Here is a 15,569-nt window from a genome sequence, read left to right as displayed (position 1 = left end):
CACCGGGTTATGCCGCGATCTGTTGCAGGGTAGTCGATGTGAACCGGGACGGCTACCGCGCCCTGCAACGATTCGCGCGCCGCTTTCCACAGGCGACCTGGGCCATCGAAGGCGCCGCAGGTCTCGGCGCGCCGCTGCGCGACCGGCTCGCCGCCGACGGCGTCGAGGCCCTGGACGTGCCGGCGAAACTGGCCCGCCGGGTGCGGATGCTGTCCACCGGCCACGGCCGCAAGACCGACGAAGCCGACGCTCTGTCAGTGGGCATCGCCGCGCTGACCGCGACCCGCCTCAACAGCACCCAGACCGACGAGACCATCACCGCGCTGCGGGCCCTCACCGAGCACCGCGACGACCTCGTCCGCGCCAGGACGCAGACCGTCAACCGGCTCCACGCACTCCTCGCGCACCTTGTCCCGGCCGGCGTGGCACGAAACCTCACCGCCGATGCCGCCGCCGCAGCGCTGGCCACCGTGCGTCCTCGCGCGGTCCTGGCCCGGACCCTGCCACAGCTCGCCGTCGAGCTCCTCACCGAACTACGCCGCCTCGACCGGCGCATCGCCAGCGCCACAGAGACCGTCGCCGCAGCGGTCGCCGCGTCCGGCAGCACCCTGACCGATCTTTACGGCATCGGCGATCTCCTCGCCGCGAAGATCCTGTCCCGCACCGGCGCTATCTCGCGGTTCCGCTCACCCGCAGCGTTCGCGTCGTTTGCGGGCGTCGCACCGATCGAAGTGTCATCCGGCGACGTGCAACGCCACCGGCTATCCCGCGCAGGCGACCGGCAACTCAACTACGCCCTGCACGTCATGGCGATCACCCAGATCCGACGCGACACCGCCGGCCGCGTCTACTACCAGGGCAAACGCGCCGCAGGGAAGAGTCACAAGGAAGCGCTGCGCTGCCTGAAACGCCGACTCGCAGACGTCCTCTACCGAACCATGATCAGAGACACGGAAACCTCTCTGTCGCCGACCACTTGACACAGAGAGGTGCCGTTAAGTTGACAGACCCGGGTCACGCGGCAGGTCCTGGCGCGCCGTGACGGCCACCGCCGGTGATGCCGCACCGCCGGCGTGCCGCGGGTGCTTGCTTCGACGCCGAGACCACGCCGTCGACCGCGGGAATCGCCGCGTTCTCCGCGCCGGTACCGCGGATGCCCGGCAGGACGTCGCCCGCCGGCCGGCGGTAGGTCTCCGGCGCCACATCGCCGCGCGCGGCCGGCGCAAACCGCACGGCCGGGCCGCGACCGCCGAGGGACTCGGCGGTCTCATTGAGGTTGAGCCGTTCTCACGGAGGTGAGCCATTCATCGGTTCTTCTCATGCAATGAGCCACCGAGGGGCCGCCAGGTGCTCCAGGGGGCGAGAGAATGCCGAGTGGGGCCCGTTGAGGAACATCGGAAGGGAAACTGGCGCTGAAACCTCGTCGGGTGCCGGGACGGTCGGGGCGACACCGGCTCCCCCGATCAGCTGATGGCGATCACTACTCGGCGAGCCATCGCACGTCGCGGATCACCTCCGAGACGCCGGCCGGGTCCAGGGCGGTGATGTCGCCGCGAATGTGATTCAGGTGCTGGGGGGCGTCCGGCTCCTGCCAGTGGTAGCCCGGCCCGAACCCGAGCTCGATCGTGACGTCACCGGGCCAGTCGCGCAGCAGTGAGCTGTGGCCGTCGCCGAAGCGCCAGCCGCGGGCGGTCAGCGCGTACAGCTTGCGGCCCTCGACCTCGCGGCCGACGGCGGCGTCCAGGTCCAGATCGGTGATCTCGAACAGCTCCCGGCCGACTTGCGGGAACGGCTGGATGATCACGTAGTCGGCGAAGATCTCCGCCCAGGCCGCCCGGTCGGCGGCGAAGTGCCACGGGTGCGCCACGCCGATCGTCGCGGCTGGGTCGAGCGTCCAGGTCTTGTCGTCGAGGTCGGCGAAGGTGCGGTCCTCGGCCGCGCGGAAGGCGGTTACCGCCCGGCCCTGCTCGTCGAAGGCGGCCCACAGCAGCCGACGCGTCACCTGCCAGTGCAGCGGGTGCTCGACGAAGAATCGCTGGAAGTTCGCGCCGGTCCAGCGCCGGCCCGAGCCCATCGCCTCTTCGAGGGCCCGGGTGCGTTCCCCGGCGATGGTCTTGACGTCCTTCTTCAGCTCGGTGAATCGGCGCTGGGCGGCCGGCGCGAGCTCGGCGTCGTCCGCGGCGGCCGGGCGGGGCAGCCGGGCGAGGCGGGCGCCCTTCTGGTCGGTGATGGCCGGCTGAAACTGCTCGTCGAAGCCGACGGTGAACCGGCGCGGACCGTAGTCGAGCACCACGCGCCCGTCGGCGTCGAGGCCGAGGTCGGGCACGATGCGGTCGGCGAGTTCTTCGGGCCGCACGCGGCGGGCCGCGGCCACGTCGTTGAGGCGTTCCTCGGCGAACCGCCGGAACCCGGCGGTCTTGGCCTTGCGGGCCAGCCGGCCGAGCTGGGTGAGCCCGAGGTCGGTGCCGATCGCGGCGAGCACGTCCATGCCGGTACGGACCCGCATGCTCGAGGTCGCCCAGGCCGGGAAGAGCGCGACCAGCGGCGGCACGGTGCTGTCGTCGCCGAGCACGGCGAGCGCCACCATCGCCAGGTTGCTCTTCGCTGGGTACTGCGCGGCCTGCCACTGCTCGAAGACGGCCCATGCGAAGGCGGCGAGGCTGCCCGGCTCGCAGGCCGTGCGTACCTCACTGATCTCCGGATGCGGCTCGGCGATCTTCGACACGGCGAGCAGCGCGCACAGGTTGCGTACCGCGTCGGAGGCCAGCGAGTCGCCACCGGTCGTGCGCACCGCGGGCAGGGTCGGCAGGACCAGCCACTCCGGCAGGTCGGGAACCCGCATCGGCTTGCCGTCGGCACGCCGCGGCGGCCCGGCCAGAACCGGCGGCGTCGCAGCCGAGTGGTCCGCCGCGGGTGACTGCTCCACCGGGCCGATGATCGCCTCCACCCGCGCCCGCGGGTCGCCGTCGAGTGACGGCAGGGTGTCGGCGACCGCCTGCGGATAGGCGAGCACGTGATTGCGCAGCAGCTCGGCGACGGCTTCGTCGGTGGCCCTGGCGGCCAGCACCCGCAGCGCCAGCCGCGGGTCGCGCTTGGCCGCGGTCAGCAGCGCCGGCCGGAAGTACTTGCGCTCGACGCGGTCCACGACCAGCCCCAGCGCCTCCTCGGTCGGGATCGAGGCCAGCGCGGTGATCGCCCGTTTCACCTCGTCAGAGCTGTCGAGCTCGTCCTTTTTCCAGCTCTTGTCGTAGGCGTCCAGTACCGTCGCCCAGGCCGCGCCGATCCCCGCGCCGCCGCCGGCCACGATCTGCTCGGCCCGTGCCCGCGCCGGGGCCGGCAGTCGGTCCGCGACGGCCGGCAGCAGCCGCGGATCGGCCAGCACGTGCAGGCCCAGCACGGCGGTATACAGCGGGCCCTCCCGCTCCGCCTCCAGCTCGGTGAGGACGCGCAGCGTCCGCACCGGGAAGCGGGTCAGCGCCTTCGTCTTCAGCACCAGGCCGGGGCGCCGCCGCGACCCCTCGAGGGTCTCCCGCAGCATCAGCCGGAACGCGTCGTCGGTGGGGACCTCGGCGAGCAGTTGGACGGCGTCCGCGTTGAGCCGCTCCCGGTGGCTCCACCGGTCGTCGTGGAGCCTGAACACGCCGCGGTAGAAGGGGTCGCCCAGGACGGCGATGGCCGCATCCGGCCCGATGCCGTCGAGGATGGTGCCCACCACACCGCGGTCCTTGTACCCGAGGAGGCTGTCGTTAATGTTGCCGCGAAGCTGGTTCAGATGCTCGATCGTGCTGGCCGCGGCGACCAGGATCCCGCTCAGGTTCCGGTGATCGCCCCAGCTGAAGTCCTCCCCGCGGTCCGGTGCGCCCGGCCAGCCGGCCGCGGTCGCCGCGCAGTCCTCGTCGACCCAGGCGATCTGCGTCGGCACCAGGTATGACGTCAGGATCCGCCCGACCGGCGACGTACGGTACCCGGCCAGGATCTCGCAGGCCCGTTCGTACTCGTCGTCAGGGGCGGCCGTCAGCAGGGCCCGCAGCGCGCGCGCCACCCGCGTCAGGTCCTGCAGGTCGTCGCCGCGCCACAGCCGCTCGTAGTTCTTCTCCGGGGCCGGGTCGATCACCCACAGCGCGCCGTCGGCGACCAGCCGGCTCATCTCCCCGGTGGCCCGGACCGCGAACTCGAGCCCGAACTGGTGCACCCACGCATGCACCAGCCGCCGGCCCATCTCGTGGATGCGGGCGCCGACCAGCAGGGCGGCCACGGCGGCCGCCCGGGGGTCCGGCTCGTCGCCGGGACCACCGGGCGCCCGCCAGCTGTCCAGGTGACCCTCCCCGGCCGCGAGCAGCTCCGGGTCGAAGATCACCGTCCGCTCCCGGACCCTTTGCATGGTCTTCACGACGTCCGGGTCCGTCAGCCAGGTGCGCAACTCGTCGACGGCGTCGGCGGAAACCTCCTGGCCGGGCACGGTCAGCCCGCTCCGGCGGGGACGCAGGCCGTCACGCCACGCCTCGGGCAGCGTCCAGGAAGCCTCGTCCGGCAGCACGAACTTACGCATCGGCTTCTCCCCAGGTCGATCTTCAACGCTGGGAAGGCTAGCCGACCGGTACGACAAGAAATCGAGGATGGGTTCTCCCGCTACCGTCCAGGTGATGGCTGCCGCCTGCCCGAAGGGCGATGGCAGCATGGTGCTGTGCCGGCATAGCGGATGCTCGTCACGCCAACTCGGCCCAAGATGCGCAGCTGCAGGCGGCGAACCTATTTGAGGCGGAACTGCGCCATGCGGGCACGGGTGCCTCGGCATCACCCGTCGGAGCAATTAGGTCCGGTGGATCTCGATGACGGACGCCGGGCAGCGGGTCGCGACCTCGTGCACCGCCTCCTCGTGCTCCTCGGCCGGGTGCTCGGCGAGCAGGACGACCACGCCGTCGTCGTCGCGCTGGTCGAACACCGCGGCGGCGACCAGCGCGCAGACCCCGGACCCGATGCACTTGTCCGCGTTCACCTCGACCCTAGCCCCGCCGGGCCGGCCCGACCTGGACGCAGTTCCTCACCACCCAGGCCAAGGGCATCCTGGCCTGCGACTTCCTACACGTGGACACGATCGGGTTGACCCGGATCTACGTATTGTTCCTGATGGAGGTCGATACGAGGCGGGTCCACGTCCTTGGCGCCACGACGAACCCGACCGGTGTGCGGGTCGCCCAGCAGGCCCGCAACCTGATAATGGAACTCGGAGAACGGGCCGAGCAGTTCCGATGCTTGATCCGCGACCGGGACACCAAGTACACCGCCGTGTTCGACCAGGTGTTCACCGCCGAGGGCATCAAGATCGTGCGGACGCCACCCCGGGCGCCGCGGGCGAACGCCTACGCCGAACGATGGGTGCGTACGGTGCGCCGCGAGTGCCTGGACCGGATCCTGATCTACAACCCGCGGCACCTGCTCACCACCCTGACGGAATACGTCGCGCACTACAACGAACACCGACTACATCAGGGACGCGACCAGCGCCCGCCAGCCCTCGAGACATTGCCGACACCGGTCACCGACCTCACCACGGTCCGGGTCCGCTGCCGGAAAGTCCTCAATGGACTGATAAACGAGTATTCGCAGGCAGCGTAGCCAAACCGGGTTTCCGGACGGTACAGGATGCGCGTACCCAGCTGGCGCACGCGCTGGAGGCGTTCGCGCAACTCGGAGCGCGACCTTGGGCGGCCCGCACCCATACCGAACTGGAGGCGACCGGACTGCCCGCGCCGGTGGCCACCGAGCGCACCGGCACCACGCTCACGCCGCAGGATCTCCAGATCGCCCGGCTCGCCGGACGCGGACTGTCCAACAAGGACATCGCCGCGCAGCTGTTCCTGAGCTCCAAGACGATCGCGTACCACCTGAACAAGGCGTACCCAAAGCCGAACTCGGCAGCCGTGGGGAGTTGGCCTCGCTCAATTTGTAAGGTTCCACGGCGCATCCGGCGCGACGCCGACCCACCGCGGCCCTCAGCGCCTGCCTGTCCTTTGCGGGACGCCGACCGGGCGTGACAGGATTTTGCACCTCGCATTCATGTTCCGACTGGATGAGATGAAGGGCAAGTGGCTGCGATTCACACCGCGACCGGCGCCATCGACAGCGCCGAGCTGGGCAGGACCCTCGCCCACGAGCACGTGTTCGTACTCGGGGCGGAGTACCAGCAGAACTATCACGACTGGGACGAGGACGCCCGCGCGGCCGAGGCGGGGCGTCGAGGCAGCGGCCGGACGCCGGGTTCTTCAGCGTGCCGTTGGCCTGGGGTTGCCATTGCTGCGAGGCGGCGGTGCCGCAGGTCCAGACCCGGACCGGGCTGCCGTCGGTGGTGCCGTTGGCGTCGAGGCATTTGCCGGCGTAGCCCCAGCTGGCGACGGTGCCGTTCGGTTGCAGCATCCAGGTCTGGTTCGCGTTGTGATCCAGCAGCCCGCAGGTCTGGTTGACCACGGACGAGCCGTCAGCCGCGGCGGTCGCGCCGGCGCAGCGGGCGTTCTGGGACAGCATGAGCTCGCCGCGGTTGGTCGGCATCCAGACCTGGCTCCAGGTGCCGGTGCAGTCCCACAAGTGCGGGACCGCGCCACCAAGGCCGCTGATGTTGTAGCTGTCGATGTCGAGGCAGCGCCCGGAGGCCGGGTTGCGCAGGGTGCCGTCGGGTTGGCGCATCCACCGCTGGTTCGTGGCCTGGGTGCAGGACCAGAGCCGGATGCTGGCGCCGTTGGCGGTGCCGTAGGCCTCGATGTCGAGGCACTTGCCGGTCGCGGTGTTCTGCAGATACTGCACGCCGGGGGACGGCGAGAACCGAAGCCACTGCTGCGAGGCGCTGCCGAAACACGGCGCGACTGTCAGCGGAGTCGGGTCCGCGGCGCCGCTGCCGTTCGCGGCGAGGGACTGCCCGCCTGCGGTGTTCGTGCCGCCGCCGGCCAGCCCGACCGCCATCTGCGAGCCGGCTTCGAGCGGCTCGATGGTGAACTCTGGCCGTTGCCCATAGAGGACCTGGGTGCCGTCGGTGTTCTTCTTCGCGTCGCCGGACATGCTCCGGTGGTAGATGGTCTTGGTGACGGTCTGGTGCTGCGGGTCGGTGCCCTGGGTGACGGTGACGGTCGGATAGCCGCGCCAGTCCGGCCACGCCCAATACCGCCGCACACCCGAAGGGCCGCAACCCGGGCGACGTAGCGGCCGGGCTGGGGTGTGGGATGCCGCCGCCGGGGCATCCCACACCCCCCCAGCTGTGTCACGCCCGCAGGAAGCGGGCCACCTCGAGGGCGATCGTCTTGGGCGCCTGGAGGTAGAGCAGGTGGTTGACGTCAGAGATGTCGGCATCGGCGCACTGCGGGAACCGCTGGTGGATGAGCTCGCGGCCGTCGTCGAAGAACGCCCCGCTGCGGGTCCCCAGGATCGACAGGACGGGCGCCCGCACCGCAGCGGCGCGCTGCGCGCTGAACGTCCAGTCCTCCAGCGACGGCCGCTCGGCGCGGTAGAAGAACTCGCCGTCGCGCAGGGCCTGTTCGAACGCGTCCGGGCCGATGGTCGCGAGGAGTTCCCGCCAGTGCTCGGCGTCTAGCCCGGTGAAAGTCGCAGTGACCGCGCCGGCCACGTCGCCGGCGCGGTAGCGGTCCATCACAGGCGCCATCTGCCCGAGGTACCGGTTCGAGCTGGGGACCTCCCGCAGCGTCGGCTCCACGAGGATCAGGCTGCGGACGCGGTCCGGCGCCGCGAGCGCCGCCTCGATCGCGACCGTCCCGCCGTAGGAGTAGCCCAGGATGTGGGCGGACGGCAGGCCGAGGGCGTCGAGCAGGCCCAGGACGTCGGCCGCGTGCTGCTCGATACTGACCGGCTCGCCCCGCCAGGGCTTGCCGTCGCGGCCGGTGCTGGCGCCCATCCCCCGCCGGTGGTAGCGCACGAGCGTCAGCCCGCGCACGTGCCGGTGCATTGCGGTTGCGAGGGGCCGGAGCCCATCGGCGAGGTTCGAGCCGTGGATGAGCAGGATCGGCTCCCCGTCACCGCTCACGTCGACCTCGATGTCGGCGTCGTCGATGCGCGTCGTCGGCATGGTCACTCACCCGGGAGCAGGCTGGCGACGACGTCGATGCGTTGGACCGTGGGCGGCCCGACGAACAGCTCCTCCCCCGCCCTGAGCAGCGCCTCCAGGTTGGCGTCGAGGTGAGCTTGGCGGTCCTCGTCGTTGGCGAACGCGTCAAAGATGGCGAACGTCGTCGGTGCGAGCCGGAGCCCGAACCACACGACCGCCTTGCCCTCCGCCCGGACGATCTCCACCACCGACTGCAACCGGGCCTCGAACTCGGCCGCCCTGTCCGGCTTGGCCTCGATGTGCACCAGCAGTCCTACGTTGACCATGTCAGCTCCCCGCACTTCTGTAGTGATCGTTCGAGAACGGAACGTACCACACTTCTGTAGTGATCGCTGTAGAATGGCGGCATGGCAATGGGGCGGCCCCGGTCGTTCGACCGCGACGAGGCGCTGGAGCGGGCGATGGCCGTGTTCTGGGAGCACGGCTACGACGCCACGTCGATCGCTATGCTCACCGCTGCGGTCGGCATTGGGGCGCCGAGCCTCTACGCCGCGTTCGGCGACAAGCGATCCCTGTTCCTGGAGGCCCTCGCGCGGTACATGCACACGTACGCGGCCTTCACCCAGCGCGCGCTGACCGACAAGCCCGACGCCCGCGCCGCCGTCGAACGGCTGCTGCGCGACGCCGCGGCCGCCTACACCAGGCTGGACCGACCACGCGGCTGCCTGCTCATCACCGCCGCCACCAACTGTTCGCCCCAGTCCGCCGATATCGCGGCCCACCTCCGCGAACAGCGAGCGGCCGGCGCCCGCGCACTCGAGGCCAAGATCGCCAGCGCCGCGCAAGCCGGGGAACTCCCAGCCGGGACCGACCCCGGCGCCCTGGCGACCTTCTACGGCGCCGTCCTGCAGGGCATGTCGGCCCAGGCCCGCGACGGCGCCACCACGGCCGACCTGCACCGCATCGCCGACCACGCGTTGCTCGCCTGGCCCGCCCCGGCGCGGTAGAGCCCTGCATCACATCCGCCGGTCGATCTGGCTCGCCGGTGCCGACGAGGTCGACTTTCCCAAGGCTGCGCAGGTATTTCGGCTGCTCCGTCAGCGCTTCGATCCGTGTCGGAGCGCGGATGGCCAAGGAGGTCGTGCACGGGATGACGAGCCCGTCGGCCGGCGACGCGCTCGCCGTGCTGACCCACGATCCCCGCCGGGTCACGTCGGCCCCAACCGACCAACCTCCCGCCCCAGGCCCCGGCCGCACCCACCTCGCCGTCCGGCAGCCTCGGACTGCACACCCAACCCCTACCGCTGGGTCGTCGGCGTCGCCGTACCCGTCACCGCCGCCGTCCGTGCCCCCAACGACCGCTACGCCCACCCCGTCGGCGCCGCCCACCTCATCGCCGTCCTCAGCCGCCTCCGCGACGGCTACCTCACCGGTCCCGACACCCCCACCACCCCGGTCGAACACCCCGCCGCCTGGAGCCTGCGCGAGCTACGGACCATCCGCACCGACCCTGTGCTTGCCGAAAACGTCATCCACGCTGGTCAGGACCGATGTCGGCCCACCAGGGGTCTTGGCCCGTCCGAGTGTGCCCGTCCTCATGCATGGCACGCCCATTGCGAGATAATGGTCCGCCGTGTTGCTACAACTGGCGTACCTCGGCGTGACGAACGCACTCGCGATCCTGCGCTTACTGGCGATGAGCGACCGGGACAAGGACGCTGAGATCCTCGCCCTGCGCCACCAGCTCATGGTGCTGCAACGCCAGTTGGGCAACGAGCGGGCGCCGTTCGACCCGAGCGATCGGGCGTTCCTGGCAGCACCGCTGCACCAACTGCCCATCGACGTGCTCCATCGACTGCGGCTCCTCGTCCGCCCCGACACCGTCCTGCGCTGGCACCGCGACCTCATCACCCGTCGCCATGCAGCCGCCTCCCGACCCAGGCGCCCCGGCCGGCCACGCACGCTACGGTCCATCCGTGTCCTGGTACTCCGCCCGGCGCGGGACAACCCCAGCTGCAGCTACCGACGTCTGCACGGCGAACTGCTCGTACCGGGAGTCAAGGCCGCCGCGTCCACGGTCTGGGCGATCCTCAACGAGGCCGGGACCGATCCGGCACCCCCAGCGGTCCTCCAGTACCTGGGCGGACTACCCCCACCGATCACCGATCCGAACCAGATAACCAGGCTCCACGTCCGACGACACGATCGACTCGGCGGCATCCTCCACGAGCACGAACATGCCGCTTCAACTGCCCGGATGAGATTTCGGCAAGCACAGGGCGGCAGCGCCGGGCCTGCTCCGTCCGGCGCCGCCGGGGGACCTCCGTCAGACTGGGATGTTCATTTTGTACGCGAAGCTGCCCGCGCCGACGCTGAAGACGGCGACGGATGCGCCGGACAGCTCGCCCGTGCTGGTGAACCGGTACTCGCCGAGGATGCCGTGGTAGGTCTTCGCGGCGAGGTAGTCGGCGACCTGCCGGCGAGTGGTGGCGCCCTTGCCGATCGCGTCGAGCAGGAAGTTCGCGCTGTCGTAGGAGCTGGCGATGTACCACTCGGGGCCGATGCCGGGCGAAAGCTGCATCTTGTCGCGGAAGTTGCCGTCGGGCGCGGGTAGGCAGGTGCATGCCAGGAAGATGTCGCCCTTGGTGGCGGCCACGCCGCTGGCGAAGGTCCGGTCGAACAGGTCTCCGTTGGCGACGATCGGGCCGGCGAAGCCCGCCTTGCGCACCGAGTTGACGAACGCGACCCCGTCGGCGAGTTGCCCGCTGAAGAACACCGCCTCGGCCTTGCTGCCGGCGATGGTAGTGGCGAGCGTAGCGAAGTTGTAGCCCGTGGGGAACTCGAAGCTGCCGGCGAGGTACGCCCCGGCCGCGGCGAGGGCGCCGGCGCGCAGGTCCTTTCCGGCGGCCCCCTGGTCGGTCACGACGTAGATCGACTGTTTGTGCTGCTGCTCGCCGAGGTACTTGACGGCGGCGGCGGCCACGCCCCTGTTCGTCGCGATCGAGCGGTGGAACATCTGCCAGTTGCGCCCGGACAGCTCGGTGCGGCTCGCGCTCGGGGTGATGAACGGCACCTGGGCCTCCTCCAGCTTCGGCCCCGCGGCGAGGACGTCCTCGGTGAAGATCGGGCCGACGACGCCGAGCACGTGGGCGTCGAGCTCGCCGGCGGCGAGGTTGACAGCGGCGGACCCGGCCGCGCTCTGTGTGTCGACGGGCATCAGCTCGACGCGGCAGCCGGGATGGGCCGTGCCGTACTCCTCGACCGCCACCCGCACAGCCTCCTTCGCGGCCGTGCCCTGCTCGGATTGGCTGCCGGTCAGGGGGCCGATGAAGGCGATCGCCGGGTTGCTGCACGGGACGCTGGCGCCTTTGCTGTTGCCGATGCCCCGCGCCAGGATCGCGACGGTTCCCGCCGCCCCGAGCACCGCCACGACGATCGCGATAGCGGCCCGCCGTCCACGGGCCGCCGGGCGCGGTGGCGGCCCTGCTACCGGGCCCGCCGGGGGCTGGGCGTAGTGGGCCGCGGGCGGGACCGTCGGGAAGGCCGACGGCGGGGTCCGGTCGGCGCCGAACTGCCCGGTTCCCGGGGAGACGGGCGCGGCCACCGGCGAGACGGGCCCCGGCGACACCGGCACGGCGGGGCTTGCCGACACGGGCGAAGATGCGGGCACCGGCGGGACCACGGTGACCGGACCGGTGACGGGGGCAGTGGCCGGGCCGGTGACGGGGAAGGTGGCTGGTGCGGCGACGACCGGGGCGTGCAGGCTGCCGCCGGCCACCGCCAGCTCGGGCTGCTCGAAAGCGGTCGGTGCGATGCCCAGTGCGCGGTGCAGCAGCGTCGCAGCGAGCGGGATCCGGCTCGACCCGCCGACCAGGAACACGCTCGCGAGCTCGTCCGGGGCGATGCCGGACACCCGCAGGGCGGTCCGGGTGGCCGCGACCGTCCGGTCGAGCACCGGCCGGGCCAGCTCCTCGAGCTGCTCGCGGCCCAGCGGCACGTCGGTCTCCAGCAGCGGCAGGTGGATGCTCGTCGTCGCCGACCGGGACAGCATCTCCTTCGCGTCGCGGACGTCCTGCCAGAGCTGGCGGTTGGCTCGCAGCTCGACCGGCCCGCCCGGCCGGCTCAGCCGCGCCCACGCCTCGGGCGCCCGTGACGAGTACACCGCGCCGAGGTAGCTCACGATCGCCGCGTCGATGTCCAGGCCGCCGGCGTCGGTGAGGCCCTCCTCGGCGAGCACCGTGAAGCCGTCGCCGGTGCGGCGCACCACGGAGGCGTCGAACGTGCCCGCCCCGAGGTCGTAGACCAGGACGCACCGGCCGGCGGGGATGTCGTTGCCGAGCTCGTGCACGAAGTACGACGCCGCCGCGACCGGCTCGGCGACGAGCGTGACGGCACCGAGCCCGGCCCGCTCGGCCGCCTCGAGCAGCACCGCGCGCCGCCGCGGCCCCCACCCCGCCGGGAAGGTCAGCACGACCGGCCCGGCACCGCCGGTGACCCGGGCGGCCTCCCCAGCGGCCCGGCGCAGGACGGCGGCGACCAGCTCGGTGACGGCGACCTCGCGGTCGCCCAGCAGCACCACGCCTTCGTCGATGTGCCGCTTAGGGTTGGGCTCCAGCCACTCGGGCCGGGACCGGCCCAGGTAGAGCGCGTCCCGCCCGGTCAACAACTGCCCGCCGGCATCGACACAGACCGCCGACGGAAGGACCGGCGTCTCCCCGAACAGGACCGGACCGACCCGCCCGCCCGCCCGGGCCACCATCGCGACCGTGCTGGACGTCCCGAAGTCGATGCCGAGCCATCGCCCATCGTGCATTCCGCAGACGATAGCCGTCTGCCTCACGTCGTCGGGACCGGCGTCGCCGTCGGGGCATCCGCCGGGGCTGGTTCACGGATCCGCAGCAGGCGGAGAGCGACCGTCACGTCCTACTCATCCGGGTCTCACTGTTCGGCGACCGAACACGCGTTGCGGGAGGAGTTCGCGACGGCCCAGCGCAGAGCCCGGGGTCCGCTGGTCCTGCTCAGCCCGACCACGACGCTGGGAAATCCGGCGGCGGCGAGGTTGTTGCACCGCGCGGACCGAGAGCGCCTGTGGGATCTGATCGCCCCGGTGCTCACTGGCGGGGCGCCGGCTGCCCGGGGGCTGCGCTTGGTCGACGGTTCGTCGCTCGGTATTCGGTGGAAGCCGGTCGGGGACCGCGACCGGGTGGCCGGTGTGCTGGTCTGGCTGCGGCCGGTGTCGGCTGGCCCGGTCGTGGGCGAGGCGATGCCGCCGTCGGGGCTGGTGAGCCTGACCGCGGTGGAGCGTGCGGTGGCCGAGCTTGTGGCTGAGGGGTTGACCAATCGTGTGGTGGCGCAGCGGCTAGGGCTGTCGGCGTCGACCGTGCAGTCGTGCCTTCGCCGGGTCTTTGTCAAACTCGGGGTCCGGTCGCGGGTGCAGTTGGCCCGGACGCTCGAGCGCTTCGCGGCGAAGGCGCGGATGTTCGCCGCTCTCGACGAGGTCAAGTGCCGTATCGAGCGTGACCTGCAGGATGGGGTGCAGCAGCGGCTGGCCGGGCTGGGTCTGTCGCTGGGCCTGGCACGTGCTTCGGTTGCGCCCGAGCGTGCCGAGCTCGCCGACGATCTTGCCAAGATCGCTCATGGGCTGGTTGAGGCGACGGAGAGTCTCCGGGAGATTCACCGGGGTGTCTATCCGGCGACCATTGCCGGCAGGGGTCTGCGGCCGGCGATCCAGGCGTTGGCTCGCCGCTCACCAATACCGGTGCAGCTCGATCTGAAGGTCGGCGGGAGGCTCCCGCACTCGGTCGAGGTCAGTGTGTACTACCTCGTCTGTGAGGCGTTGGCGTACGTGGCCAAGCACACGAAGGCCAGTGTCGTCGACGTCTGCGTCGCGTCGTCGGGCGCCGGTCAACTACCTTCCGCATTTCGGTGCTGACGGCCTCTCCGCTGAGGTCGATAGCAACGTGTACGTCGCGGTGCGCGACACGCAGGGGCCGGGCATCCGTGTGTACGACCCGCAGGGGCACGAGTTGGCCCGCATCCCGACCGGCAACCTGCTTCCCACGAGAGCGGTGTTCGGCACCGGCCACGAGGCGAACGTCCTGTATGTCACGCCCGGCAAGGGGCTCTACCGCATCGTGCTCAACAACCGCGGCTACCAACTGCCGGCGGCTGAGCAAGGAGGAACGACGACCAGTGCGGCCGCGGTGTCCGGTCGGGCGTGGTGGCGGTTGGCGGCGGCTGTACCCGTCACAAGATGGCCTCGTCGAGGGGGAGGCACACCTCCAGGTGAGTGCCGCAGCCGGGCGGACTGTCCAGCGTCAGCGTGCCGCCCAGGGCCTCCACCCGGTCGGTCAGGCCGATGAGGCCCGAGCCGTGCCGGAGGTCCGCGCCGCCGACGCCGCGACCGACGCCCCACGATGATTGGTCGGCCACTGGTCGAAAAAGGTCGCGCTGGTTTGGTGCCGGGCACGGAACGTACCTCCGCGGCGTGAGCCGCCCACGCGTACGCGGACGCCGAGGCAACCTGTGCTCACGATCCCCTCGCGACGACGTGGCACCGTTGCCGGTACTGTCGGCGGTGGCCGCTGGGCCGTCGTGGTAACGGGCTCAGCCGGCGGTCTCGCGGCAGGGCTCAGCACGTTCGCCGCGGAGGGCCCTGCGCGGTGCATGTCATGATCGCGTCACGCGGCGTAGCGACGATGGCGGGACGCTCGATCCGGGTGTCGGGTCGGGCGCCCCGCGCTGGCCGTGCTGGCCTGCCGCGTAGTGGCTACGTCGGGTTCTGTGGCAGGTGGAGCAGGTCGGCAATCCTCGGCAGGATCGCTGTCGCGTCGCCGAGGTGGGCACTCAGGACCGTGTAGAGCAAGATCTGCTGGACCGCGGTGGGCGTGTCGGCGGTGCAGCGGATCATCCAGGTGGGGTCGCCGTCGTCGTTGCGGTACGCGAGTCGCGCCTCGTGGCGCGTATGGTCGATGCTGGCGAGGATGGGCGTAGGTGGTGATGCCGTCGACGGTGTCACCGGCGACGTAGTCGAATTCGTCCAGTTCCCGCGTCAGAGCCTCGAACAGGTCGTCGGTGCCCGCCGTTCCGTTCGTGCCGGCGAGGTAGGTCTACATGCAACTCCTTCCGGTCGTCGATGCAGGCAAGCATCGGTCGCGACGAATGGAGCGAGCACTTCGCCGAATGAGCAAGTCGGTCAGCGCGGCCCGGTGGCGCACCGTCCGGACCACGACAGGCCGGTGCGTGCCCCCCGTGCCGGGATCGGCGAGCGTGCCGCAGCAGCCCTTGAACGCGGGCGTGGCGCGCGGCGAGGGCGGCAAGGCGCTCGGTACGCACGGGCCTGTACGGCAGGGCATGGTGCATGCGGATCTCACGGCAGTCCAGCAGTACCATGTTCACCGTGAACGCCTGCGGGATTCCATCCCTGGTGATGCGGTCGAGGATGGCTTCGGCGAGCGTGGGGCAGGCATGGGCGCCGTCGCGGCGGCCGGCGCTCCTGAGCCCCTGCGGCGTTGACGAGCCG

Annotated in this window: 14 protein-coding genes and 1 pseudogene; 6 read left to right on the top strand and 9 right to left on the bottom strand. The window is 71.2% G+C overall.

Translation table 11 applies throughout. The features are described from left to right. Positions 1 to 38 precede the first annotated feature (38 nt). Positions 39 to 980 carry an IS110 family transposase gene (locus ACPPVO_RS23820; RefSeq protein WP_426513371.1) on the top strand — a complete coding sequence of 314 codons (942 nt, stop codon included), beginning with the start codon at positions 39 to 41 and terminating at the stop codon, positions 978 to 980. A gap of 500 nt (positions 981 to 1,480) precedes the next feature. Here ACPPVO_RS23820 and ACPPVO_RS23815 read toward each other — a convergent pair whose 3' ends face one another. Continuing rightward, a complete protein-coding gene (locus tag ACPPVO_RS23815) occupies positions 1,481 to 4,549 on the bottom strand; it encodes a DUF4132 domain-containing protein (RefSeq protein WP_426513370.1) in 3,069 nt (1,022 codons plus the stop codon). Between the two features lie 261 nt (positions 4,550 to 4,810). After that, positions 4,811 to 4,996 (bottom strand): ferredoxin, encoded by a 186-nt coding sequence (locus tag ACPPVO_RS23810; protein WP_426513369.1) that lies wholly within the window; start codon positions 4,994 to 4,996, stop codon positions 4,811 to 4,813. A gap of 89 nt (positions 4,997 to 5,085) precedes the next feature. On the opposite strand from ACPPVO_RS23810, the gene ACPPVO_RS23805 reads away from it, so the two are divergent. Both ACPPVO_RS23805 and ACPPVO_RS23800 read left to right on the top strand, forming a co-directional pair. Beyond that, positions 5,086 to 5,616: an integrase core domain-containing protein gene (locus ACPPVO_RS23805; RefSeq protein WP_426513368.1), complete on the top strand. Its 531-nt coding sequence runs from the start codon at positions 5,086 to 5,088 to the stop codon at positions 5,614 to 5,616. 137 nt (positions 5,617 to 5,753) lie between these two features. After that, positions 5,754 to 6,035, top strand: a complete 282-nt coding sequence (locus tag ACPPVO_RS23800; RefSeq protein WP_426514680.1) for a helix-turn-helix domain-containing protein — start codon at positions 5,754 to 5,756, stop codon at positions 6,033 to 6,035. A 196-nt stretch (positions 6,036 to 6,231) separates the two neighbouring features. Here ACPPVO_RS23800 and ACPPVO_RS23795 read toward each other — a convergent pair. The 3 genes and pseudogenes from ACPPVO_RS23795 to ACPPVO_RS23785 form a co-directional block, all read right to left on the bottom strand. Continuing rightward, a pseudogene (locus ACPPVO_RS23795) lies at positions 6,232 to 6,954 on the bottom strand (RICIN domain-containing protein); the annotation flags it as partial. A gap of 295 nt (positions 6,955 to 7,249) precedes the next feature. After that, positions 7,250 to 8,068, bottom strand: a complete 819-nt coding sequence (locus ACPPVO_RS23790; RefSeq protein ID WP_426513367.1) for an alpha/beta fold hydrolase — start codon at positions 8,066 to 8,068, stop codon at positions 7,250 to 7,252. Positions 8,069 to 8,070: 2 nt separating this feature from the next. Then, a complete protein-coding gene (locus ACPPVO_RS23785; protein ID WP_426513366.1) occupies positions 8,071 to 8,373 on the bottom strand; it encodes a putative quinol monooxygenase in 303 nt (100 codons plus the stop codon). An 81-nt stretch (positions 8,374 to 8,454) separates the two neighbouring features. On the opposite strand from ACPPVO_RS23785, the gene ACPPVO_RS23780 reads away from it, so the two are divergent. Then, a complete protein-coding gene (locus ACPPVO_RS23780; protein ID WP_426513365.1) occupies positions 8,455 to 9,054 on the top strand; it encodes a TetR/AcrR family transcriptional regulator in 600 nt (199 codons plus the stop codon). A 680-nt stretch (positions 9,055 to 9,734) separates the two neighbouring features. Here the strand turns inward: ACPPVO_RS23780 and ACPPVO_RS23775 are convergent. Then, positions 9,735 to 9,968, bottom strand: a complete 234-nt coding sequence (locus tag ACPPVO_RS23775; RefSeq protein ID WP_426513364.1) for a hypothetical protein — start codon at positions 9,966 to 9,968, stop codon at positions 9,735 to 9,737. Positions 9,969 to 10,373: 405 nt separating this feature from the next. Then, the gene (locus ACPPVO_RS23770) at positions 10,374 to 12,860 is read right to left on the bottom strand and encodes an Hsp70 family protein (protein WP_426513363.1); all 2,487 of its coding nucleotides are present in this window, start codon (positions 12,858 to 12,860) and stop codon (positions 10,374 to 10,376) included. Between the two features lie 150 nt (positions 12,861 to 13,010). On the opposite strand from ACPPVO_RS23770, the gene ACPPVO_RS23765 reads away from it, so the two are divergent. After that, the gene (locus ACPPVO_RS23765; RefSeq protein ID WP_426513362.1) at positions 13,011 to 13,979 is read left to right on the top strand and encodes a LuxR C-terminal-related transcriptional regulator; all 969 of its coding nucleotides are present in this window, start codon (positions 13,011 to 13,013) and stop codon (positions 13,977 to 13,979) included. Between the two features lie 314 nt (positions 13,980 to 14,293). Here the strand turns inward: ACPPVO_RS23765 and ACPPVO_RS23760 are convergent, their stop codons facing one another. Together ACPPVO_RS23760 and ACPPVO_RS23755 are read right to left on the bottom strand one after the other, a co-directional pair. Further along, positions 14,294 to 14,479, bottom strand: coding sequence for a hypothetical protein (locus ACPPVO_RS23760; RefSeq protein ID WP_426513361.1), 186 nt, complete (start codon positions 14,477 to 14,479; stop codon positions 14,294 to 14,296). Positions 14,480 to 14,816: 337 nt separating this feature from the next. After that, entirely contained in the window at positions 14,817 to 15,065 is a 249-nt protein-coding gene (locus tag ACPPVO_RS23755) for a hypothetical protein (protein WP_426513360.1), read from the bottom strand. A gap of 164 nt (positions 15,066 to 15,229) precedes the next feature. Here ACPPVO_RS23755 and ACPPVO_RS23750 point away from each other — a divergent pair, with 164 nt between their 5' ends. Beyond that, positions 15,230 to 15,562: a hypothetical protein gene (locus ACPPVO_RS23750; RefSeq protein ID WP_426513359.1), complete on the top strand. Its 333-nt coding sequence runs from the start codon at positions 15,230 to 15,232 to the stop codon at positions 15,560 to 15,562. Positions 15,563 to 15,569: the final 7 nt, after the last annotated feature.

Source organism: Dactylosporangium sp. McL0621 (assembly GCF_049995355.1).
Classification (GTDB): domain Bacteria; phylum Actinomycetota; class Actinomycetes; order Mycobacteriales; family Micromonosporaceae; genus Dactylosporangium.
This window is presented reverse-complemented; position numbering and strand designations above follow the sequence as displayed.